At 64.5% G+C, this 22,284-nt stretch carries 16 protein-coding genes; 7 read left to right on the top strand and 9 right to left on the bottom strand.

Features of this window, described 5'->3' with window-relative positions; translation table 11 throughout:
* Nucleotides 1-56: 56 nt before the first annotated feature.
* From ACQR1E_RS20740 to ACQR1E_RS20715, 6 genes are all read right to left on the bottom strand, one after another.
* The gene (locus ACQR1E_RS20740; protein ID WP_434841961.1) at nt 57-3,128 is read right to left on the bottom strand and encodes an efflux RND transporter permease subunit; all 3,072 of its coding nucleotides are present in this window, start codon (nt 3,126-3,128) and stop codon (nt 57-59) included.
* Between the two features lie 32 nt (nt 3,129-3,160).
* A complete protein-coding gene (locus tag ACQR1E_RS20735) occupies nt 3,161-4,276 on the bottom strand; it encodes an efflux RND transporter periplasmic adaptor subunit (protein WP_316170643.1) in 1,116 nt (371 codons plus the stop codon).
* Nucleotides 4,276-5,838 (bottom strand): efflux transporter outer membrane subunit, encoded by a 1,563-nt coding sequence (locus tag ACQR1E_RS20730; protein WP_316170642.1) that lies wholly within the window; start codon nt 5,836-5,838, stop codon nt 4,276-4,278. Before ACQR1E_RS20730 ends, ACQR1E_RS20735 begins: the two co-directional genes overlap by 1 nt.
* Nucleotides 5,839-6,203: 365 nt before the next feature.
* On the bottom strand, nt 6,204-7,124 hold the full coding sequence (locus tag ACQR1E_RS20725; RefSeq protein ID WP_434897512.1) for a PepSY domain-containing protein: 921 nt from the start codon (nt 7,122-7,124) through the stop codon (nt 6,204-6,206).
* A gap of 242 nt (nt 7,125-7,366) precedes the next feature.
* Nucleotides 7,367-8,680 (bottom strand): C4-dicarboxylate transporter DctA, encoded by a 1,314-nt coding sequence (dctA, locus tag ACQR1E_RS20720; RefSeq protein WP_316164317.1) that lies wholly within the window; start codon nt 8,678-8,680, stop codon nt 7,367-7,369.
* A gap of 45 nt (nt 8,681-8,725) precedes the next feature.
* Complete coding sequence (locus ACQR1E_RS20715; RefSeq protein ID WP_316185120.1) at nt 8,726-9,691, bottom strand: amidohydrolase family protein; 966 nt, start codon at nt 9,689-9,691, stop codon at nt 8,726-8,728.
* Between the two features lie 569 nt (nt 9,692-10,260).
* Here ACQR1E_RS20715 and ACQR1E_RS20710 point away from each other — a divergent pair.
* The 6 genes from ACQR1E_RS20710 (at nt 10,261) to cyoD (ending at nt 16,901) form a co-directional block, all read left to right on the top strand.
* Nucleotides 10,261-11,493, top strand: coding sequence for an acetyl-CoA C-acetyltransferase (locus ACQR1E_RS20710; RefSeq protein ID WP_316185122.1), 1,233 nt, complete (start codon nt 10,261-10,263; stop codon nt 11,491-11,493).
* A 255-nt stretch (nt 11,494-11,748) separates the two neighbouring features.
* Nucleotides 11,749-13,536, top strand: a complete 1,788-nt coding sequence (locus tag ACQR1E_RS20705; protein WP_315751963.1) for a chloride channel protein — start codon at nt 11,749-11,751, stop codon at nt 13,534-13,536.
* An 81-nt stretch (nt 13,537-13,617) separates the two neighbouring features.
* Nucleotides 13,618-14,949 carry a PQQ-dependent sugar dehydrogenase gene (locus ACQR1E_RS20700; RefSeq protein WP_434897511.1) on the top strand — a complete coding sequence of 444 codons (1,332 nt, stop codon included), beginning with the start codon at nt 13,618-13,620 and terminating at the stop codon, nt 14,947-14,949.
* Nucleotides 14,950-15,021: 72 nt separating this feature from the next.
* Nucleotides 15,022-15,855 (top strand): COX aromatic rich motif-containing protein, encoded by an 834-nt coding sequence (locus ACQR1E_RS20695; protein ID WP_315715809.1) that lies wholly within the window; start codon nt 15,022-15,024, stop codon nt 15,853-15,855.
* Between the two features lie 24 nt (nt 15,856-15,879).
* Nucleotides 15,880-16,521 carry a cytochrome o ubiquinol oxidase subunit III gene (cyoC, locus tag ACQR1E_RS20690; RefSeq protein WP_315715672.1) on the top strand — a complete coding sequence of 214 codons (642 nt, stop codon included), beginning with the start codon at nt 15,880-15,882 and terminating at the stop codon, nt 16,519-16,521.
* On the top strand, nt 16,518-16,901 hold the full coding sequence (cyoD, locus tag ACQR1E_RS20685; protein WP_315715673.1) for a cytochrome o ubiquinol oxidase subunit IV: 384 nt from the start codon (nt 16,518-16,520) through the stop codon (nt 16,899-16,901). The genes cyoC and cyoD overlap by 4 nt, the downstream gene beginning before the upstream one ends.
* Nucleotides 16,902-16,977: 76 nt before the next feature.
* Here the strand turns inward: cyoD and ACQR1E_RS20680 are convergent, their stop codons facing one another.
* Entirely contained in the window at nt 16,978-17,745 is a 768-nt protein-coding gene (locus ACQR1E_RS20680; protein ID WP_409977929.1) for a thermonuclease family protein, read from the bottom strand.
* Nucleotides 17,746-17,901: 156 nt separating this feature from the next.
* On the opposite strand from ACQR1E_RS20680, the gene ACQR1E_RS20675 reads away from it, so the two are divergent.
* Complete coding sequence (locus ACQR1E_RS20675; protein ID WP_434897510.1) at nt 17,902-18,948, top strand: S1C family serine protease; 1,047 nt, start codon at nt 17,902-17,904, stop codon at nt 18,946-18,948.
* Nucleotides 18,949-19,710: 762 nt separating this feature from the next.
* Here ACQR1E_RS20675 and ACQR1E_RS20670 read toward each other — a convergent pair.
* Both ACQR1E_RS20670 and ACQR1E_RS20665 read right to left on the bottom strand, forming a co-directional pair.
* Nucleotides 19,711-20,745, bottom strand: a complete 1,035-nt coding sequence (locus ACQR1E_RS20670) for a glycoside hydrolase domain-containing protein (RefSeq protein ID WP_315751959.1) — start codon at nt 20,743-20,745, stop codon at nt 19,711-19,713.
* 556 nt (nt 20,746-21,301) lie between these two features.
* Entirely contained in the window at nt 21,302-21,850 is a 549-nt protein-coding gene (locus ACQR1E_RS20665) for a hypothetical protein (RefSeq protein ID WP_315751958.1), read from the bottom strand.
* Nucleotides 21,851-22,284 lie beyond the last annotated feature (434 nt).

The raw sequence follows: 22,284 nt of genomic DNA, 5'->3' as shown, positions 1-22,284 counted from the left end.
AACCGTGACCGATGCAGGTTTCCGAATCTGCAAATAACGCGTTGATTTCACGCGATTTATGGGATTGCCTCGGTCACGCGACCCGCGACCTCGTGCGCCGTGCCGCGATGCGCAATCAGCGCATAGGCGACGGGGACCACGAACAGCGTGAACAGGGTGCCGATCGCGAGTCCGGTCGCGATCACGAGCCCCATGTTGAAGCGGGACACCGCGCCGGCGCCGCTCGCGGTGATCAGCGGGATCACGCCGAGCACCATCGCCGCCGTGGTCATCAGGATCGGCCGCAGGCGGACGGTGGCCGCCGCGATGATCGCCTCGGTGCGGTCCTTGCCCTGTTCGCGCAGCTCGTTCGCGACCTCGACCATCAGGATGCCGTGCTTGCTGACGAGGCCCATCAGGGTGACCAAGCCGACCTGGGTGTAGATGTTGATGCTGGCGCCGCCGACGCCGAGGCTGATGAAGATCAGCGCGCCCGCCAGCGACATCGGCACCGACACGAGGATGATGATCGGATCGACGAAGCTGTTGAACAAGGCGGCGAGCGCCAGGAAGATGATGATCAGCGCGAACACGAAGGTGGTGACGAAGCCGCCGGATTCCTGCTCGAGCTGTCGCGACGCGCCGCCATAGTCGATCGAGTAACCCGATGGCAGCGACTTCGCGATCTCCTTCAAGGTGGCGAGCGCGTCGCCCATCGCGATGCCCGGCATCGCCACGCCGGAGATGGTCGCCGCATTGATCTGCTGGAAGTGATTGAGCGACTCAGGGATTGTCTTGTGCTCGAGCCGGGCCACGGTCGACAGCGGCACCATGGCATTGCCGCTGGTGCGGATCGAATAGTCGAGCAACTGACTGTCGGTGAGGCGGTCGTTCTGCCGGACCTGGGGGATCACCTTGTAGGAGCGGCCCTCCAGGCTGAAATAGTCGAGATAATTGCCGCCCAGCATGGTCGCGAGCGCGCCGCCGAGATCGCTCATCTTGAGGCCGAGATCGGCGGCCTTGTCGCGATCGAACACCACGGTGGTCTGCGGCTTGTCGATCTTCAGATCGCTGTCGAGGAAGATGAATCGGCCGCTCGCCAGCGCCTTGGCCATGAAATCGCGCGACACGTCGTTGAGCTCGCCGAACGCGCCGGTGGTGCCGATCACGAACTGGACCGGCAGGCCGTTGCTGCCCGGCAGCGGCGAGGGCTGGAACGCCACCGAGCGGGCGCCGGCGATGCCGTTCAGGAGCTGCTGGAATTCCGGCTGCAGGGTCTTGGTCGTCGCATTGCGCTGATCCCAGGGCTTGAGCACCCAGCCGCCGATCACCTGCGTCGAGGTGTCGATCTGGAACACGGTGCGCGTCTCCGGCCGCTGGGCAATCAGGCCGTACAGCTGCTGGCCGTAGAACTGGCGCTGCTCGAGCGTGGCCGAGGGCGCCGAATTCGTCAGCGACAGCACGATGCCCTGGTCCTCGTCCGGCGCGAGCTCGCTGGTGGAGCTGACATAGAGCCAGGGGATCATCGCCAGCAGCAGCAGCGCGAACACCACGACCACCGGCTTGGTCGCGAACACGCTTTCGAGCCCGCGGCGATAGCCCTGTGCGAGCCGTTCGAGCACGTGGTCGATCGCACGCACCAGCCGCGCCTCGACCGTGGTGGCGTCGCGCTCGGTCCGGCGCAGCAGCCAGGCGCAGTTCATCGGCGAAAGCGTCAGCGCGATCACCGCCGAGACGGTGACGGCGCCGGCGAGCGTGAAGGCGAATTCGGTGAACAGGGCGCCGGTGAGGCCGCCCTGGAAGCCGACGGGCACGTAGACCGCGATCAGCACCACGGTCATCGCGATGATCGGGCTCGCCAGCGCGCGCGCCGACTGGATGGCAGCCTCGACCGGCGGCACACCCTCGTCGATCAGGCGGTGCACGCTCTCGACGACGATGATGGCGTCGTCGACGACCAGGCCGATCGCGAGCACCAGCGCCAGCAAGGTCAGCAGGTTGATGGAGAAGCCCATCAGCAGCATCAGGCCGAAGGTGCCGATCAGCGACAGCGGAATGGCGATCACCGGGATCAGCACCGAGCGCCACGATCCCAGGAACATGAAGACGACGACAATTACGATCCCGATCGCCTCCACCAGCGTATGGATCACCTCGTCGATGGACGAGTTCACGAAATCGGTGGAGTCGTACAGGATCTCGCTGGTGATGCCGTTCGGCAGCTGTCGCTGCAGCTCCGGATAAACGACCTTCACGCCGTTGATGACGTCGAGCAGGTTCGCCGTTGGCGCCACCTGGATGCCGATGTAGACCGCGGTCTTGCCGTTGAAGCGCGTCGCGCTGTCGTAGTCGTCATTGCCGAGCGTGACATTGGCGACATCGCGCAGGCGGATGATGGCGCCATTGACCTGCTTGACGACGAGATTGCGGTATTGCTCCAGCGAATGCAGGTTGGTCGCGGCGGCGAGATCGACCTGCACGAGGCGGCCCTTGGTGGTACCGAGCCCGGAGATGTAGTCGTTGCCCGACAGTGCCGTCGACACGTCGGTTGCCGTCAGGCCATAGGCCGCAAGCTTGTCGGGGTCGAGCCAGGCGCGCAGCGCGAATTTCTTGGCGCCGAGCAGTTCGGCGGTCTGCACCCCGGAGACCGCCTGCAGCTTCGGCTGTACCACGCGGGTGAGGTAGTCGGTGATCTGGTTCGGCGCCAGCACGTCGCTGGCGAAGCCGATATACATCGAGTCGATGGTCTGCCCGACCTTCAAGGTCAGGGTCGGCTGCTGCGTGCCTGTCGGCAGCTGGTTCAGCACCGAGTTCACCTTGGCGTTGATCTCGGTCATCGCCTTGCCGGAATCGTAGTTGAGCCGCAGGTTCACGGTGATGGTGCTGCTGCCGGTGACGCTGGTCGACGTCATGTAGTCGATGCCGTTGGCCTGGGCGATCGCATTTTCCAGCGGCGTGGTGATGAAGCCGGCGATGATGTCGCTATCGGCGCCGGCATAGGCCGTGCTCACCGTGACGATCGCGTTCTGCGTGCGCGGATATTGCAGGATGGCGAGCGTCGTCATCGAACGCAGGCCGAGCACGAGAATAAGGGCGCTGACCACGAGCGCCAGCACCGGCCGGCGGATGAAGATGTCTGTGAAACGCATAGTGATGACTCTGATGGTGCGGGCTGGCCGGATTATTGGTCGACGACATCCGGCGCGGCTTCCGCGACCGGCACGTGCGAATTGTCGATTCTCACCGGGCTGCCGTTGCGCAGCTTGATCTGTCCCGCGATCACCACCGTCTCGCCCGGCTTGATGCCGTCGGTGATCGCGATCCGGTCGCCCTTGGCCGGCTTGCTCTTCACGAACGTCTGCCGCGCCTTGCCCTCGCCGTCCTTCAGATCGTCGACCACGTAGACAAGATCGCCATAGGGATTGCTGACGATCGCTGTCAGCGGCAGCGTGACGAGCTGTTCGGGCTTGCCGGTCGCGATCTCGACCTTGGCGAACATGCCCGGCAGCAACCGCGTCGCATCGTTGTGCAGCGTGGCACGAATCTGGACGTTGCGGCTCGTCGAATCGACCTTGGCGTTGATCGCCGAGATCTGACCGGTGAAGCGTTCGCCGGGGTAGGCGTCGACGGCGATTCCGACGTCCTGGCCGATCCGGATGTCGGCGAGCGACTGCTGCGGCAGATAGAAATCGACGAAGATCGGATCGAGGCTCTGCAGGGTGACAATGGTGGTGCCGGCGCCGAGATACTGCCCGAGATCGACGGCGCGGATGCCGAGCCGGCCGGCGAAGGGCGCCTTCAGGGTCTTCTGCTCGACGATCGCCTTCTGCTGCGTCACGAGAGCCTGCGCGTTCTTCAGGTTGGCGCGGTCGCTGTCGAGCGTGGCCTGGCTGACCGCGTTGAACTTGATCTGCTCCTCGTCGCGCTTGACGACGATGGCATAGTTCTCGGCAGTCGCCTGCAGCGACTGCAGCTTGGCGACGTCATCGGTCGCGACCAGCTGCAGCAATTGCTGGCCGGCTTCGACGGTGTCGCCCGAATTGAACTGGATGCCCTGCACGATGCCTGCGGCCTGCAGCGCCAGATCGGCGCCGTTGACGGCGCGCAGCGAACCGACCGCGGTGAGGTTGGAGCGCCATGCTGCGGTCGCCGCAACGACCGTCGAGATCGTCTGCGGCGGGTTGGCCATGGCGCCGATCGCCTTGGCGATCATGATGCCCTTGAAGGTCTGAAAGCCGTAGAGGCCGCCGAACAGCACCGCCATGGCGGCCAGCATGATCGTCATGCGTTTCTTCATTACATTGCTTCCTGGGTCGTACGATTGGGACCGGCGAAGTAGCCGGGATTGGCGCGGGGCAGCGCCGCCGGGGTCTCGTCCTGGCGATTCCACCAGCCGCCGCCGAGCGCCTGGAACAGCGCCGCGGTGTCGGTGAAGCGCGTGGCCTGCGACTTGATGCGGGAGACGCGTGCGTTGAGATAGGATTGCTGCGCGTTGATGACGTTGGCGTAGGGCACCGCGCCGCTCCTGAACTGCTCGACCGCCATGGCGAGACTGTCGGCGGTGGCCTTCTCGGCGGCGGCCTGGGCCTTCAGCGCCTCGGCGTCGTACTGGATGGCGCGCAGCGAATCCGCGACATTCTGGAACGCCGTGATGACGGTGCTCTTGTAGAGCGACAGATCCTGCTCGAAGGTGGCGACGTCCGCCTCCTTGGTGTGATACAGCGTGCCGCCGTCGAGCAGCTTCTGGCTGACGCTCGAGGCCGCATCCCACACGATGGTCGTCGGCGAGAACAGCCGGCCCGGTCCGCTTGCGCCGTAGCTGCCCGACAGCGTCACCTGCGGCAGCAGATTGGCGACGCCGACGCCGACCGTCGCTGTGGCCTGGTGCAGCGTGGCCTCGGCCTGCCGGATGTCGGGACGCTGCCGGACGAGCGAGGAGGGCAGTGACATCGGCAGTTTGCGCGGCAGCCGCAGCTCCGCGAGGGTCACATGCTCGCCGCGATCCTGGCTCGGCAGCCGGCCGAGATAGGCCATCAGTTGATTGCGTTGCTGTGCGAGTTGCTTCTGCAGCGGCGCCAAGGTCGCCTTGGCCTGCGCCAGCGTTGCTTCCTGCGCCAGCACGTCGGATTTGGAGATGGCGCCGACGTCAAACTGGTGTTGGATCCGGCCAAGCTGGTCGGTCTCCGCCTTGATGATCTCCTCCGTCGCGGCAATCTGATCGCGCAACGAGGCGTCGCTGATCGCGGCGGTGACGACATTGGCGGTCAGCGACAGATACGTCGCTTCCATCTTGAAGGCCTGGTAGTCGGCCTGCGCCTGCAGCGCCTCCACCTGGCGACGCGTGCCGCCCCATAGGTCGAGCGCGTAGCTGACGCTCACCGACGTGCCATAGAGCGTGTACAGCGAGGTCTGACCAGGCCATTGTCCCTGCTGCGTGCTGGAGGCCTGCGTACGCTCGGCCGAGCCGCTCGCGCTCAGCTGCGGAAACAGCGCGCCCTGCTGCGATAGCGCGTTCTCGCGCGCAGCACGCAGCGCCAATTGTGCGGCTTCGATGTCCGGGTGGTTGCGAATCGCCTCCTCGACGAAGGCGTTGATCTGCCGGGAATGAAACAGCGCCCACCAAGTGCCGGGCAGATCGCCTCCGGGCGCGAAGCTCTGCACATTGCCGCCCGGTGTCGAGGCGCCGGCGGTCGCGGCGAGCCGACGTTCGGCCACATAACCAGTTGCGGCCGGCGCGTCGGGAGACATGAAGTCCGGACCGACGGCGCAGGACGCGAGCAGCATGCTGCAGCCGAGGAGGCCGAGCCGCAAGGGCAGCGCGCTGCATCTCGGGACCAGCCCCAAACAGGCATGAAACATTTTGACATCATCGGACATAAAACTAAACCGTTTCGTTTTCTGTCGCCGACGATGCGTGGCGGTTCCGGCCTAGTCAAGTCACGTTGATGACAAAGCGAGCTTGCTCACAGCTTCACGTCTCGCGCACCGCTGCGCGGCGCCGGCGCTCGTCTGCATCGGGACGCGGGCATGACAGCTCCGAGACGAACGCCGAGAACGCGCCGCTGCCCTTCCCGCGGTGGCGGGCAGCTGCGTCGTTTCTCACAATGATCGAAAAAGCGTCGTCGCGCCCACATTGTCCACGGCAGGCCCGAGCGAAGCAGCGCGTGCAGATCGCGCTGGAAGCCGGCCCGCGGTGCGAGCCGGCGTCTGCAACGTAGCGCCGGTCAGGATGGCATCGAGGATGCGACCACCGGCTTCGCCGGCACGTCGCGCACGCGGCTCGGGCGCCGCAGCCGGCGTTGCGTCCAGATCAGCAGGCCAGTGACCAGCAGCGCGAACAGCGCGACCGAGATCAGAACGTTGGCCGCGCTGCCGATCAGAGACCAGTTGCCTTCATGCAGCAGGCGCGGCCAGTTGCGCGGCAACGCGGAGAGCCCGTCGGACGTGACGGCATAGGCCCTGAGCTCATCGCCCTCGATGATGCGCGCCATCATCCGTCCGCCGCGATTGCCGATCGAGTTCACCGACGACAGGTCGTGGTCCTTGGCGACGATGCTGACGGCGTCAGGCAGCGAGACGCGCTTGGCTGCGGCAGGAGGAGTGGCGCCTGCGAAGGTCAGGCCGAGCTCGAGGCAGAGTCCGGTGAGCGGGCTGAGCAAAATCAGCGGCAGCGTGAACCAGGCCGTGCCCTTGTGCCAGCCGGACAGCGTGTTGCGCAGCCGCGGCAGTCCCATCAGGATGCCGATGATCATGATGCTGATCATGGCGATGGTCGAGATCAGGGTGAGGCCGGGGATTCCGATCAGATGCTCGTGGGTCCTGCGCGCCCACGAGAAGAAGCTGGGCATCGCCGGCTTTTCGACCGCGGCACCGGTTGTCATGTCGACCTCGGCGCCCGGCGCCCCCTGCAAGGTCAGATGCTGCGTGGAGGCGTCGATCGACAGACCGCGTGCCTTGCCGTCGGGATCGTATTGCTTGATCAGCGCGACCACGCGCGCCGGATCGACGCTTTGCGGCTTGACGGCGGCGACCTGCGCCATCGGCTCGAAGGAGAGGATCAGCCCGGTCACGATGATGACAAGCAATGGCAGCGCAAAGACGAGGCTGATCCAACGGTGAAGTTTGAGCAGAAGCTGCTTGTTCATGATCGTCTCCGATTGATCGTCTCGCACGCGGTATCATGCGGGACCGTTGTCCGCAGGCGTCTGCTCCGTGAACGTTTCTGATCGTTCTCGCTGGACGACGCCGGGATATCAACCTGTCGTCCGCCGCGCTTCATTAGCTGAGCGCAGCAGCGAGACGAAGGAGATAACTATTAATTTTAGGTCATGCGCCGTTTGATCGGCATCAATGCGGCAGAGGTCGTTTCAGGACTGCTGGGATGATGTCAATTTGTATCAGATGCCGTCTTGCGGCCATCGAGCACCTCGCGCAGGCATGTCGCGTCCAAGCCGTTCTCCCACTTCGCGATGACGATGGTGGCGACTGCATTGCCTATCAGGTTGGTCGGCGTCAGCCCCTGCGACATCAGGCGATGGATGCCGAGCACCAGCGCGACGCTGGCGACCGGAATCGTACCGGTCGCGGCGAGCGTGGCGGCCAGCACGACGAAGGCGGCGCCCGCGATGCCGGCCGCGCCCTTCGACGTCACCAGCAGGATCAGCAGCAGCCCGATCTGGTGGCTGATGTCGAGATGCGTGTTGGTCGCCTGCGCCAGAAACACCGCGGCGGTCGCGAGGTAGAGGCAGGTGCCGTCGAGATTGAACGAATAGCCGGTGGGGATGACGAGACCGACGATGCTGCGTTCGCAGCCAGCGGCTTCGAGTTTCGCCAGCATGCGCGGCAGCACGGTCTCCGATGACGTGGTGGCGATGCAGACCAGCACCTCGTCCCTGATGTAGCGGATCAGCTTCCACAGGCTGAAGCCGGTGAAGGCGGCAATCGGGCCGAGCACGGCGGCGATGAAGATCAGGCACGTGAGATAGAAGCTGCCGAGCAGCAGGCCGAGCTTCGCCAGCGAGCCCAGGCCGAACTTGCCGACGGTGAAGGCGATGGCGCCGAATGCGCCCAGCGGCGCTGCCCACATCACGATCCGAACGACACCGAAGATCATCCGGCCGGCGACATCGATCACGTCCGTCACCGGCTTGGCGCGGTCGCCGAGCCAGATCAGTGCAAAGCCGCACATGACCGAGATGAACAGCACCTGCAGGATATTGCCCTCGGCAAAGGCGCCAACGAAGGTCTGCGGAATGATGTTGAGCAGGAACGGCACGAAGCCGACCGCAGCGGTCTGCTTGACATAGGGCTCGATCGTCGCGGAGTTGATCGTCGCCGGGTCGACGTTCATGCCGACGCCGGGCTGAAACAGGTTCACCGCGGTCAAGCCGATGATCAGCGCCAGCGTCGTGATCGCCTCGAAATAGATCAGCGCCTTGATCGCGACGCGGCCGACCTTGGCCATGTCGGCCATGTGGGCGATGCCGTTGACCACGGTGCAGAAGATGATCGGCGCGATCAGCATCCGGATCGCCTTGATGAAGGCATCGCCGAGCGGCTGCATCTGGGCGCCCAGATCCGGCTTGACGGCGCCGAGCAGGATGCCCGCTGCCATCGCGATCATGACCTGGACCCAAAGCTCCTTCCACCAGCCGCGGCGGGCGCCTGCCTTGCTGTCGGCGGTGAGGGTCGTGGCGGTCATGATCGGTCCTGTCGCTGAACGGGCGAATTCGCAGCTGGCGGTGACTCAGCTCTTGGGCTCGAACTTGAACAGCCGTTCGGGATTGCTGACAAGCAGCTTTCGCTGCATGGCCGGATCCGGGGCGTAGAGTGGGATCAGATCGACCAGATCGCCGTCATTGGGCATGATCTTGACGTTCGGATGCGGCCAGTCGGTGCCCCAGATGACGCGATCCGGCGCGTTGTCGATCAGCTTGCGGGCGAACGGGACCGCGTCGTGGAACGGGGGGCCGGAGGCCGAAGCGCGCTCGGGACCGGTGATCTTGATCCAGCACTTGTCGTCGCTCGCCTGCAGGTCGAGCAGCGCCTTGAACCCGGCATCGTCGATCCCCTTGGCAGCGCTGATCGTGCCCATGTGGTCGATCACATAGGTGACCGGCAGCGCCTTCAGGATCGGCACGAATTCCTGGATCGTCCCGGCCTCGAGATAAACGTCGACGTGCCAGCCGATCGCCGCGACGCGGTCCACCAGGGTGCGGAAGACGTTCATGTCGCCGACGCCGCCGAGGCGGCGGAGGAAGGCGAACCGGCAGGCGCAGATGCCGGCCTTGCCGAGCGCCGCGAGGTCGGCATCGGACATCGCCGCGTTGATGTTGGCGACGCCCTTGTAGTTGCCGTTGCTCTGCGCGATCGCATCGGTCACGACCCGATTGTCGGTGCCGTGGACGGTGGCGTTGACGATGACGGCGCGCTCGACGCCGATCTTGGCGTGCAGCGCCCGGAACATCTCCAGCGATGCGTCGGGCGGCGTGTAGGGGCGGCTGGGCGAGAATGGATAGGTCGCCGCCGGCCCGAAGATGTGGGTGTGGGTATCGACGCTGCCCGGTGGCGCCCTGAAGCTCGGGGTCTTCGGTGCCGGATCCGGGCCGGCGATGCTGGGGATCTTGGCCTCGTCGGCGGAGAGGGCAGGGCCTCCGAGCACGCTCGCCGCTCCCAGTCCGGCCATGGTGGCCAGCAGGTCTCGTCTCAACATCAGAGCGTCCTCCTCGGGATGGCCGCGGTCACAGGCAGGCGCTGCCCGCCAGGCTCCGGCATCGTTCGTGTTTGCTATCGTCACGCCACGATGGAGAGGTCGGGCGACCTCTCAACGTGGCGTCGTGATCATGGGTGCTCCGGATCCGGAGCCGGCGGATCGCTGTGATCCCAGTTGTTCCTGATCGAGGATCTTGCAGCCTCTGCAGCATGACAAGAAGCATTGGGTGAACGGTCAGTTCGCTTGGTTGGACAATGCTCTGCAGTCCAACTGCCAACGTTGCCGAGACCCTCCGTTCGAGCTGCGTTGCAGCGCGCCTGGGCGAGATGGGTTGCTCTTCAACCAGTCTGCGAGAAGGCAGCCCGAGCGCGCCGATCCGCGGAATTGTTCGTGCGACGGAAAGGTGAGTTGTGTCAAAGCCATGGCGTGCGTTCTGGTCATGCGCCGGCAGCTTCAAGCGCCGTTGTGAAGACCGCACGCGCAATGCTATGCGACAGCAAAGAGAGGCGTGCGGCCGCCGAGACGCCGCGCGCTGTCAGCGCAAAACAACATCGGGCAAAGGAAACACCATGGTCGACGCGCTCATCATCGATGCCTGCAGAACGCCGCGCGGTATTGGCAAAGCCGGCAAGGGCGCGCTCGCCGGGCTGCACCCGCAGCATCTCGGCGCCACCGTGCTGCGTGCGCTGGCCGACCGCACCGGCATCAATACCGGCGATGTCGACGACATCATCTGGGGCTGCTCGTCGCAGCGCGGACCGCAGAGCGGCGATCTCGGCCGCATGTCGGCGCTCGATGCCGGCTACGACATCCGTGCCTCCGGCGTCACGCTCGATCGCTTCTGCGGTTCCGGCATCACCAGCGTCAACATCGCAGCAAGCTCGATCATGGCCGGGCAGGAGGACCTCGTCATCGCCGGCGGCTGCGAGATGATGTCGATGGACGGCCGGCGCGGCGAGGGGCCGCTGATGATGGATGCCGGCAACCTGCATCTGCGCGCGCTGCATCCGCAGTCGCACCAGGGCGTCTGCGCCGACGCCATCGCCACCATGGAAGGCATCACCCGCGCCGACGTCGACGCGCTCGGGCTGGAGAGCCAGAAGCGCGCGGCGGCTGCGATCGCTGCCGGCCATTTCAAGAAGAGTCTGGTGCCGGTGCATCGCGAGGACGGCAGCGTCGCGCTCGACCACGAGGAATACCCCCGGCCGCAGACAACGGCCGAGGCGCTGGCCGCGCTGAAGCCGGCGTTTCCGGCGATCGCCGACTACGCGCTGGACGAGAAGGGCACGACGTATCGCAACCTGATCCTGCAGCGCTATCCCGGCCTCGAGATCGAATTCGTGCATCACGCCGGCAACTCCTCGGGCGTGGTCGACGGTGCGGCGGCGATCCTGCTGGCGTCGCCGTCCTATGCCAAGGCCCATGGCCTGAAGCCGCGGGCACGCGTCGTGGCGATGGCCAATATGGGCGACGACCCGACCCTGATGCTGAACGCCCCGGTGCCGGCGACGCGCAAGGTGCTGGCCAAGGCCGGGCTCAAGCTTGATGACATCGACCTGTTCGAGATCAACGAGGCGTTCGCCGTCGTCGCCGAGAAGTATATCCGCGACCTCGAGCTCGACCGCGCCAAGGTCAATGTGAACGGCGGCTCGATCGCGCTGGGACATCCGATCGGCGCCACCGGTTCCATCCTGATCGGGACGCTGCTCGACGAGCTCGAGCGGCGCGATCTCAAGCGCGGCCTGGTCACGATGTGCGCGGCCGGTGGCATGGCACCCGCGATCATCATCGAGCGGATCTGAACGGGACATCTCCTCGATTTGAGTTGCGCGCGCCCGTTGCGGAGTCTCCCGTGGCGGGCGCCGTTGTTTTGCACCTGGGCCGCTTGTGACCTCGGCGGTGCCGCGCAGTTGAGGCGCAGGATCGCGCGAGCCGCGGCGGTTCCACTTTCCGGACCAGTCAACCACGTTTCGATCGGACAGGAATTCGCGCTTGTTCCGCTAGTTGCGACAGGTTATTGCCACGGCGAGGCCTCATCGTAGAAGAAATGGCTCTCCGTGCTGTCGACGCTGTCGCATATCATCGATCGCAAGGCTTCGAACCGGGTGGTCACGCGGCTGCGGGCCTTGCTGCGCAGCAACGAGTTCTACCTGATACCGCTGGCGCTGGTGATCGGCGTTGCGACGGGTGCGATCGTGACGGTGATGAGCCTGATCGCGCAGGTCGCGCATGTGGTCATCTACGGCATTCCGATCGATGTCCGGCTCAGCGCTCATACCTGGGTCAACCCGGCGGTCGCCCTGATCGCGCCCGCCTGCGGCGGCCTTGCGCTCGGCATCATGGAATGGCTGCGGCGGCGCTGGAAGATCGCGGCCGCGGTCGACCCCGTCGAGGCCAATGCGCTGCGCGGCGGACGGCTGTCGATGCGCGACAGCATCGTGGTGAGCGGCCAGACCCTGGTCTCCAACGGCTCCGGCGCGTCGGTCGGGCTCGAGGCCGGCTACACCCAGATCGGCGCCGGCGTCGCCTCGCTGCTTGGGCAGTATCTCACGCTCCGCCGCAACGATATGCGCCTCATCCTCGGCTGCGGTGCGGCCGCCGCCATTGCGGCCGCTTTCGGCGCGCCGATCACGGGGGCGTTCTATGCCTATGAGCTGATCGTCGGCGTCTACTCCGTCGGCAGCGCGGCGCCGATCCTGGCGGCCTCGCTGGCGGGTGCGCTGACCTCGCAATATCTCGCCGGCGCGCCGTATTCGCTGGAGGTCGCCAAGGTCGGTGCGGTCGGCTTCGAGCAATACATCGCGCTGTTCGTGCTGGCGCTCCTCGTCGCCGGCATCGGCATCGTGGTGATGCGTGCCTCGCCGGCGGTCGAGCGGCTGTTCGTCCGCATTCCGGTGTGGCTGCGCCCGGTGATCGGCGGGGTCTGTGTCGGCGCCATGGCGATCGTGACGCCGCAGGTGCTGGCGGCAGGCCACGGCGCAATGCTGCTCGACCTGCATCGCGAGATGGCGGTCGGCATGATCGCCACCATCATCGTGCTCAAGCTCGCCGCCTGCCTGATCTCGCTGGCCTCGGGCTTCCGCGGCGGTCTGTTCTTCGCCTCGCTGTTCGTCGGCAGCCTGCTCGGCAAGCTGTTTGCGGGACTGCTCGCGCTGGCCGGCCTCGGGCTCGCGATCGACCCGCTGGTGGCGATGCTCACCGGCATGGCGACGCTCGGTGTCGCCATCGTCGGCGGGCCGCTGACGATGTCGTTCCTGGTGCTGGAGATGACCCGCAGTGTCGACGTCACGGCCGTCGTGCTGGGCGCTTGCATCGTGACGTCGGTGTGCGTCCGCGTCCTGTTCGGCCACTCGTTCTCGACCTGGCGCCTGCATCTGCGCGGCGAGACCATCCGCAGCGCCAATGACGTCGGCTGGCTGCGCAACCTCACGGTCGAGCGGCTGATGCGTTCCGACGTCGCCAAGGTGCCGACCACGACCAGCATCGCGGCCTGCCGGCGCGAGTTCGCGCTGGGCACGCGCCAGGCCGTGGTGGTGGTGAACAACAGCGACGATTATTGCGGGCTGGTCTCCTTGCCCGATCTGTTCTCGGGCGAATTGGACTCCATCGCCGACGAGATCCAGGTGGTCGAGCTCGCCAAATATTTCGACGTCGCGCTGTTGCCCGAAATGAACGTCAAGACGGCGATGAAGATCTTCGACGATTCCGGCGCGGAAGAGCTGGCGGTGCTGGAATCGGAGAACAGCCGCAAGGTGATCGGCTTCCTGACCGAGTCCTTCGCGCGCCGCCGCTATGTCGAGGAGATCGACCAGGCGACGCGCGGCGTGCTCGGGGCGCTGTCGTGATCGCGTCCTGTCGCCGCGACACGTGATCGCCGGTCCTCGACCGGGGTAGACTGCCGGCCGTTCGAGACGCGCGAGGACCGCATGACGAGACTGATCAGCACGGCTGTCGTGGCGACCTTGAGCGCGCTGGCGGCGACCGCCGCCGCAGCCGAACCTGTTGTGCTGAAAGGCAAGGACGCGTTCGGCAGTTGGCAGGGTGATGCACCTGGCACAATCAGGCTGATCCGTCCCGAAGACCTGCCCAAACCGGGTGCGACGGCGTCCGCAGCCAACGTCTCCCGCGTGATGCAACGACCGGCCTCCGCCGTGCCGAGGGTCATCGACGGTTTCAAGATCGCGCTGTTCGCCGAGGGGCTGAGCGGGCCGCGCATCCTCCGCACCGCGCCGAATGGCGACATCTTCGTTGCCGAGACCCGGGCAGGGCGCGTCCGCGTGCTGCGTCCGAGCGAGGACGGCAGCAAGGTCGCGTCGAGCGAGATCTTCGCCGACCGTCTCGGCCATCCCTTCGGCATCGCCTTCTACCCGAGCAGCGATCCGCAATGGATCTATGTCGCGAGCACCGAGCGCGTCATGCGCTTTCCCTATCGGGCCGGCGACATGAAGGCGTCGGGGCCGCTGCAGCTCGTCGTGCCCGATCTGCCGGCTGGCTACGGCCATTCGACGCGCGATATCGTCTTCACCAGGGACGACAAGCGCATGCTGGTGTCGGTCGGCTCCGCCGGCAATGTCGGCGAAGCGCTGGGAGAGCCAGCCGGCGGAGTCAGTGCCTGGATCAAGGCGCACCCGCTCGGCGCGGCCTGGGGCGGGGAGGCCGACCGTGCCAGCGTGCTGGCGTTCGATCCCGACGGCAAGAACCGCAGCCTGTTCGCCACCGGCATCCGCAACTGCGTCGGCCTCGCCATCCAGCCCGCGACCGGAACGCCGTGGTGCTCGACCAACGAACGCGACGGGCTCGGCGACGATCTGGTGCCGGATTATGTCACGCGGGTGAAGGAGGGCGGCTTCTATGGCTGGCCCTGGTACTACATCGGCGACAACCCCGACCCGCGCCATGCCGGCGAGCGCCCCGACCTGAAGGGCAGGATCACCGTGCCCGACGTGCTGCTGCAGCCGCATTCGGCCTCGCTCGGTCTGACATTCTACGACGGCAATCTGTTTCCGCCGGAGTATCGCGGCGATGCCTTCGCTGCCGAGCACGGCTCGTGGAACCGGTCCAAGCGCACCGGCTACAAGGTGATCCGGGTCAGGCTCAAGGACGGCGTGCCCACCGGCGAATACGAGGATTTCGTCACCGGATTCGTCGTCAACGATCGCGAGGTCTGGGGCCGGCCGGTCGGCGTCACCGTGGCGCGCGACGGCAGCCTGCTCATCTCCGAAGACGGCAACAGCACGATCTGGCGCGTGAGCCGCTGAGCGGATCTTTGCGGCGCAGGAACCTCTCGATCCGGTGTGGGTTGGGAGCGCGGATGAATGCCGGATGAGCGTATGAACATCTTCGATCCGCAAGGGCCGATCGCCGCCGCCGAGCAGACGATCCTGATCGATTCCGTCATCATCATGCTGGCGATCATCGTGCCGACATCGATCGCGGTGCTCGCTTTCGCGTTCTGGTTCCGCAGCTCCAACACCAGGGCGCGCTACCGGCCGGAGTTCGCCTATTCGGGCGCGGTCGAGCTCGTGGTGTGGTCGATCCCCGCGCTCACCGTCATCCTGCTCGGCGGCGTCGCCTGGATCGGCTCGCACCAGCTCGACCCGGGCAAGCCCGTCGACGGCACCGGGCTTCCGATCCGCATCCAGGCGGTGTCGCTCGACTGGAAGTGGCTGTTCATCTATCCCGACCAGCGCATCGCCACCGTCAACAGCCTGACCGTCCCGATCGGCGCGCCGCTGCGCTTCGAGCTGACATCCGGCAGCGTCATGACGGCCTTCTTCATCCCGCAGCTCGGCGGCATGATCTACACCATGAACGGCATGGTCACGCGGCTGAACCTGCGCGGAGATCATGTCGGGACCTACAAGGGCTTGGCCTCGCATTTCAGCGGCGACGGTTTTCCCGACATGATGTTCGACACCAACGTCGTCTCGCAGCCCGACTTCGCCAACTGGGTGACGAATGCTGCCAGGAGCGGCCAGGTGCTCGACGAGGCGGGCTACAAGGAGCTCGCGGCGCAGTCCGTCGAGACCCGCCCGAAGACCTACCGGCTCGCGGATCCCGAGTTGTTCGGCAACATCGCCAGCCAGAAGATCCCTCCGGCGCCGGGACCGCAGCTCAGCGAGAACCAGTCGCGGCCGGAAGGCGGAACGGCGCATGCCCACTGAAGTCGTCGCAAAGGGAGTGGGCCGATGTCGGTGACCACCGTCGCTCAGGCGCCTGCCTATGCCGATCCGCATCAACTGCGTGCCGCCGAGCATCCTGGGCCGGCGCCGAAACGGATCGTGACCGGATTCGGCTTCTGGATATTCCTGCTCTCCGACATCGTGATGTTCTCGTGCTTCTTCGCGAGCTTCGCTGTGCTGTCGGGTGCGACCGCCGGCGGTCCGGGCGGCGCCGAACTGTTCGACGTCCGCAACGTCGCGGTCGAGACCGCTTTGCTGTTGCTGTCGAGCTTCACCTGCGGCATGGCGAGCATTGCCGCCGAGCGCCACAACCAGCTCTGGTTCCAGGTCGCGATGGCCGTCACCGGCCTGCTCGGCGCCGGCTTCCTGCTGCTCGAGGTCCGAGAGTTCGTCGACCTCGTCGGCCGCGGCGACGGGCCGAGCCGCAGCGCCTTCCTGTCGGCGTTCTTCACTCTGGTCGGCTGCCATGGCCTGCACGTCGCGGCTGGCATCCTGTGGCTGCTGACCATGATGGCGCAGGTGGTCGCCAAGGGCTTCCGCGCCGACATCGAGCGTCGCATCCTGTGCTTCGCGCTGTTCTGGCACGCGCTCGACATCATCTGGGTCGCGGTGTTCTCCGTGGTCTATCTGCTCGGGAGTGCGACATGACCGATCAAGCCCCCGCGGAATTCGATCTCGCACCCGGCGAGCAGCAGCATGGCAGCCTGCGTTCCCGCGTCCTGTTCTATGTCGCCGGCCTCGGTCTCGCGATCCTGCTGACGGCGACATCGTTCTTCATCGCCGGCACCGACCTCGTCTGGCAGCCGTCGATCCCGGTCGCGATCATCGTCCTGGCGATCGCCCAGATGGGGGTGCACCTGGTGTTCTTCCTGCACATCACCACCGGGCCCGACAACACCAACAACGTGCTGGCGCTGGCCTTCGGGCTGCTGATCGTGTTTCTCGTCGTCGGCGGCTCGCTGTGGATCATGGCGAACCTCAACCACAACATGATGCCGATGGATCAGCTGCTGCAGATGCAGCACTGAGCATCGCTGCGGCAATCCAGGGGCCGCGCGACAGCTCTCGATTGCTTCGTCGTGCCGGCTTGTCGACCGTCCGATCTCACTTCTTCGGCGCGCGGCAGTTGAATGCACGGCGGAAGCCGGCGGCGCGTGCATCGTCCTCCGAGCAGAACCAGCGGTCGGGCTCGGTGGTCGCCGGATAGCTCGGGCAGCCCTGCAGATGGTAGATGCCGATGTTGCCGGTGACGCGGGCACGCACCGCGAACTTCCCCTTGATGCTGCAGCCCGGCGGCGCGCTCGGCGCGTCCGGGAAGAGCACCGCACGGATCTCGCGGTCGCGGTCGGCGCGGCAGGCCGCGCCGAGCAGGGCGCCGTCCTTTTTGTCGGCGCGGAACTCGGCTGGGGCGACGAAACATCCCTTCCACAGCCCGCGCACCGCCTCCTTGGCCGCGGCGACATCGTCCTTGGCGCGATACTTGATCGCCGGATCCGCGCTCATGGCGTAGCCCGCGCGCGCGACCTGTTGGTTCAGGCTGACCTTGTCGCCGTCGATGGTGCAGAGGCCGATCCTGCGCGTCTTGAGCGGCTTGTCGGGGCCGAGATCGTCGCAGCGCACCGAGCGGCTGCCGATCAGCTTGCCAAGCTGCTCGCGTGCCTCGACGCCGCAGCTCCAGGAATCGGCGTGATCGTCGATGCAGAGCTGGTCGACCTCCGGCGCATCGATGCCGTCGAGCCGGAACACCGTGTCGCCGAGCTGGATCGTGTCGCCGCTGCGCACCGTGGCGCTCGCCGCCAGCGATGCGCCGGTCATGTCGGCTCCCAGCACCATGGCCCCACACAACGACAACAGCCGATCTCGCAGCCGCATGCTTCCTCCCGCAATCAGATTCATCAAATACCCGGCCGTAGTCCTATCACAGCGCGCGTGAGTCTCGCCAAGGACGGCGCGGAACGGCGTCGCCGGATCGCCACCTTGCGCGGGGGGCGGCTGCTACCCATCTGACCGGGCGAAGGAAATCTTGCCATGTTGGACTTTACCTCCGATCTCGCCGGCGATGCGCTGTCGCCGGCGCGCGCGTCTGATGCTGCGCCGGCCGACGACCGCGCGCTGCTGGACGCCTATTCCAATGCCGTCATCGACGTCACCGAGCGGGTCGGCCCTGCGGTCGTGCGCGTCGAAACCGGCCCCAGGGCTGGGTCGACCGCCGGCTCCCGCGCCGAGCGCGGCGGGCTCGGCTCGGGCATCGTGATCTCGCCCGACGGTCTCGTGCTGACCAACAGCCATGTCGTCGGCTCCTCCAAGAGCATCCGGCTGCGCGACGTCGAGGGCGTCGTCACCGACGCTCAGGTGCTCGGCGTCGATCCCGACACCGATCTCGCCTTGCTGCGCGCCAATCACGCGCGCGACCTGCGCTACGCCGCGCTCGGCAACTCCAAGAGCCTGCGCCGCGGCCAGCTCGTGGTCGCGATCGGCAATCCGCTCGGCTTCGAATCCACGGTGACGGCTGGCGTGGTCTCGGCGCTCGGCCGCTCGATCCGCTCGGTCTCGGGCCGCATGATCGAGGACGTCATCCAGACCGATGCGGCGCTCAACCCAGGCAATTCCGGCGGGGCGCTGGTGTCGTCGGCCGCCGAGGTGATCGGCATCAACACTGCCATCATCCAGGGCGCGCAGGGCATCTGCTTTGCGGTCGCCAGCAACACCGCGCAGTTCGTGCTGTCGGAGATCATCCGCCACGGCTACGTCCGCCGCGCCTATGTCGGCGTGTCCGGGCAGACCGCGCCGGTGCCGCGGCGACATGCGTTGCTCGCCGGCGTCGAGAACAAGATGGGCGCGCTGTTGATGCAGATCGAGCCGGACGGGCCCGCGGCCCGCGCCGGCCTGCTGCCCGGCGACGTCGTGATCAAGCTCGACGGCGTCGACATCAACGGCGTCGACGACCTGATCCGCGTGCTCGACCGCGACCGCATCGGCCGTACCGTGCCGATGGACGTGCTGCGGCTGGGCCGCCTGCGTGGCATCGACATCCACCCGGTCGAGCGCAGGCCGGCGGCACGGCAGGCGTCGTGAGCGTCGTGAGATATCGAAAGCCATAAACAACACCGCGGTCGTCCCGGCGAACGCTGCCGGCTTGTCCGGGACGACAGCAGAAGGTCTGGCGGGATTTTACGTTTCAAACAGCCAACGGATGAGGGACATGTCATCGCATTCTCGCGGCGTAGCACGCCCGAGTCCCGCGATCAGTCCGTCCCTCGCAACTCATGCAGAGGGCGCAGGGAATGCCGGGTGAAGGCCTCACCCATGGCCCGCCTGCGAAAAGAATGCAGGCGGCAGGTACCACAGGCAAAGCCGAAACACGCCGGCATTCCCTGCGCGATGGTCTTCACGCTTATACGCAGTCTCCCTGGTGCACCGGGCTTGTTGGCCACCATTCGCGGCAACGCTTGCGCATTGCGCGGGACACCAGCATCGGGGTGTCAGGACGCTGCGACTTCACGTCCACGACAGATCGTTCGTCCGCGCCCTCGTTACCGAAGACGCTGCGATCTCTCGCGGCCATCGCTCCCCACCTCGCGTGTCGTGACGATCGCGCGCAACGCCCCTCTGCATGAGGCGGGATACGCATAGACAATCACGATTTCTGTAAAATCGCAAGAGGTTTATCTTTATCTGAAATGTCGCCCGATCAGCCGGTACCGGGGGCGAAGCCGTTGCCGGACGATTGATGACGAGAAAAACCCGAGTCGGCTGTTGAACGGGAAGGCCGACCAGGCTTGCGCCCTTGAAAATCCGATCAACATAAAACGTCGAGCGGCAATAAAAGTTAGATAACTAACCGAAACTCGGGATAGTGGAACGGAGAGCTTCAGGTCGGCAGAAGCCACGAAGCATCTGCTCATCTAGGCTTACTCCGAGTGCTTCTCCCTCTTGGCACATTACTCTCACGGAACGCCCGAAGCTGGCGCGACTAAGCTCCGCATCCTCCAGAGGAATCAGTGTTTGATCGGGATTTAGCGGATCTGAGAACAACTGTATCCGCTTCGGTGCCACGAAACGACGGGCATCAAGGATCCGTTTCGAGACCGCGGCGGGTTCCGTCACTAGGCTCCCGTCGCTCCGCCATTGCCCGAACGACGTGAATTTCGGATTGAGTACATTGGTATCGATCTCACCATAGGGGCGGGCTAGATCAGTCTTGGTTTGAAATAGATGCCAATTGCCTGAATTGTAAAATTCTGCTGTGCGCCAATAAGCGACAGAAGCCGAAAGCCAATAGTACATATCCCACTGTTCTTCTGCGAGGATTTCGCAGGTTTTTCCGCAGCCGTAGACACCGATTTTGCGACCAGATTTGGCTACTTCTTTTTGCGCGTACTGAAAATACTGTTTTATCGCCAGAATATTTTTCTCACGGTCGCCGCTCGCTAGGTCAAAATCCGCGCCAAAGTAGATAGCGCTCCCTTCGGGCTGCTTCATGTTATCAGCATTCTTCACTGCGTCGCGCACGTCATAAATTTTCTTGGTGGGCTCTTGAAAAGTTCGGCCACTCCCGCCGCTAAAATACTGGAATACAGTTGCGACGGCGATCCTCTGGTCTTCAAGCGCATTTAGTTCCGCTTTGGATAGAACTGCGTTCTGATAAGGGCCGTGATCCAAATTTTCGAGGCGTGTATAAAACCGGATCACTGTAGTGACGCCGGCGTCTGCTACCCGCTTGGCGGATCTGGTAAGATTCTTGCTGGCATCAATGATGCGTATGTCGGTTTGATTTGAGGTCCTACAAGTCGCTTCAGCGCGAGCCATCGAAGGGAAGACACCGATCGTAGCGCCTATACACATGCCAGACAGAAATTGTCGACGCTCCATAGCGTGTCCTCGTCATTCTATAGACAATACCCATACATCAGGCTGCCGGGCCTGAGATGCGGCGTCGTTTGCTATTTCATGAGCAGCACTAGTTTGTTGGGATATAAATTCCTCGCCGAGGTGGGCGATATGGAGATCGCCCGTCTCGTGACGCTCACTAATGCTTCCTATCCTTATTCCACAAAGAAGCGTTCGCTATCCCCGCCGGGGCCGCAAAAGCTCTTCAGCGAGCCCTTGCTGATAGTACCGCTTTTGACTGACACATCGCCCCCGCGCATTTTTCTAACACGATAGTCAAAACGCATCTGAACGTTACAAGTGGTCCTCGCCTGCCACCTGTAGCAAATCTACTCTGAGTGAAAAGGATTGTCCGTATCAGCGGGAGTGATCTGATCTTCGAGATAGCTTGCAATAACCGAACAGTCGCCGGCCCGTACCCTGTCTTCGGCTAACGAAAAAGTGGTAGACGCAACGAGTATTAAGGCGATTAGTGCGTTTCTCATCGCTTAGACTCCATGCAAAATGTTATTCGTTCTATTCGAGCATGCATGCGCAGTTACAAAGCAACCGCGGCCAGAAACGTCATCTGGCCGCCGGGCGCCATATTAATTCCGTACATTTCGGGTTGAGAAAGTGGATGGTAGTCCGGACTGCCGGGCCACGGATCGAGCACGCCCACTTGCTGGGGAGCCGGACCCATTGGACTCATAACATAGTTGAAATCGACTATGACCATTGCGTGGTGAGTGTTGCAGTACAAGACGGGTCGGTCGTTCGCAAGTTCGTTGATAATGAAGTTATTACTGATGGCCATAATACCGTCAGTCGGATCGTAGGCTGCGCTGATGCTCGCCTGGAAAGACTGGCCGCTGTCGTCGACCCACGGCGCACTGAGTGCTTGCGCTATGGCGAGCGGCGTTCCAGCGGGTTTGCATGCGAGGCCGCCAAATACTTTGGCTACGATTTTCTTTTGATCGGTACGATGTCCGTGCGCCGCAAAGATCATTGCTGTGGAGGCTGCCCAGCACCATTCAGGACATTCCTGTTTAATGATTTGCGGCTTGGCAACGTAGGCGCGCTGCAAGGTGCCAACGCTGTCTTTCATGGCCAAAAGTTTGGAGCTCGAAATCGCGACTGCGCCAGCGCCTGTTAGTAATGACCTTCGACTAATTAGCCTCATGCAATCCCCCTTGAGCCCGCCCAGTGCGAAAGTTTAGAAGTATACCGAAAGGTTGTAAATGTTACAAACATATATTAATGAAGGAGGCTGCTAAATAGCGCCGCCAATTTTCACGCTTTGTCACTGTCCAATTGACCGATCCCCTGTAGTGGCAACTCTCAAGGCGTCATCCGGCAGTGGCGTCTGACTGCCCGGTGACAACGGCCGCGACTCGGGCTCCCTGATAAAGTTCAGATTGCAGCGCGCAGCACCGTTGTTCTGATGTCCGCTTCGGGTCGATTTTGTTGAAAAAGTCAGCAGTTGCGACGCAGAGATATCGGTGATTCAGTCTGTCTAGTGGGCAGGACTGAAGGTCATGA

The organism is Bradyrhizobium sp. HKCCYLRH1030 (assembly GCF_051168395.1).
GTDB lineage: Bacteria > Pseudomonadota > Alphaproteobacteria > Rhizobiales > Xanthobacteraceae > Bradyrhizobium.
Note: the sequence above shows the minus strand (reverse complement) of the source record. Positions and strands in the feature narration are given on the sequence as shown.

Excerpts from the sequence above, each read along its gene's own strand:
- ACQR1E_RS20740 (WP_434841961.1), bottom strand. The coding sequence starts at position 3,128 with ATGCGTTTCACAGACATCTTCATCCGCCGGCCGGTGCTGGCGCTCGTG.
- ACQR1E_RS20735 (WP_316170643.1), bottom strand. The coding sequence starts at position 4,276 with ATGAAGAAACGCATGACGATCATGCTGGCCGCCATGGCGGTGCTGTTC.
- ACQR1E_RS20730 (WP_316170642.1), bottom strand. The coding sequence starts at position 5,838 with ATGTTTCATGCCTGTTTGGGGCTGGTCCCGAGATGCAGCGCGCTGCCC.
- ACQR1E_RS20725 (WP_434897512.1), bottom strand. The coding sequence starts at position 7,124 with ATGAACAAGCAGCTTCTGCTCAAACTTCACCGTTGGATCAGCCTCGTC.
- dctA (WP_316164317.1), bottom strand. The coding sequence starts at position 8,680 with ATGACCGCCACGACCCTCACCGCCGACAGCAAGGCAGGCGCCCGCCGC.
- ACQR1E_RS20715 (WP_316185120.1), bottom strand. The coding sequence starts at position 9,691 with ATGTTGAGACGAGACCTGCTGGCCACCATGGCCGGACTGGGAGCGGCG.
- ACQR1E_RS20710 (WP_316185122.1), top strand. The coding sequence starts at position 10,261 with ATGGTCGACGCGCTCATCATCGATGCCTGCAGAACGCCGCGCGGTATT.
- ACQR1E_RS20700 (WP_434897511.1), top strand. The coding sequence starts at position 13,618 with ATGACGAGACTGATCAGCACGGCTGTCGTGGCGACCTTGAGCGCGCTG.
- ACQR1E_RS20695 (WP_315715809.1), top strand. The coding sequence starts at position 15,022 with ATGAACATCTTCGATCCGCAAGGGCCGATCGCCGCCGCCGAGCAGACG.
- cyoC (WP_315715672.1), top strand. The coding sequence starts at position 15,880 with ATGTCGGTGACCACCGTCGCTCAGGCGCCTGCCTATGCCGATCCGCAT.
- cyoD (WP_315715673.1), top strand. The coding sequence starts at position 16,518 with ATGACCGATCAAGCCCCCGCGGAATTCGATCTCGCACCCGGCGAGCAG.
- ACQR1E_RS20680 (WP_409977929.1), bottom strand. The coding sequence starts at position 17,745 with ATGCGGCTGCGAGATCGGCTGTTGTCGTTGTGTGGGGCCATGGTGCTG.
- ACQR1E_RS20675 (WP_434897510.1), top strand. The coding sequence starts at position 17,902 with ATGTTGGACTTTACCTCCGATCTCGCCGGCGATGCGCTGTCGCCGGCG.
- ACQR1E_RS20670 (WP_315751959.1), bottom strand. The coding sequence starts at position 20,745 with ATGGAGCGTCGACAATTTCTGTCTGGCATGTGTATAGGCGCTACGATC.
- ACQR1E_RS20665 (WP_315751958.1), bottom strand. The coding sequence starts at position 21,850 with ATGAAAGACAGCGTTGGCACCTTGCAGCGCGCCTACGTTGCCAAGCCG.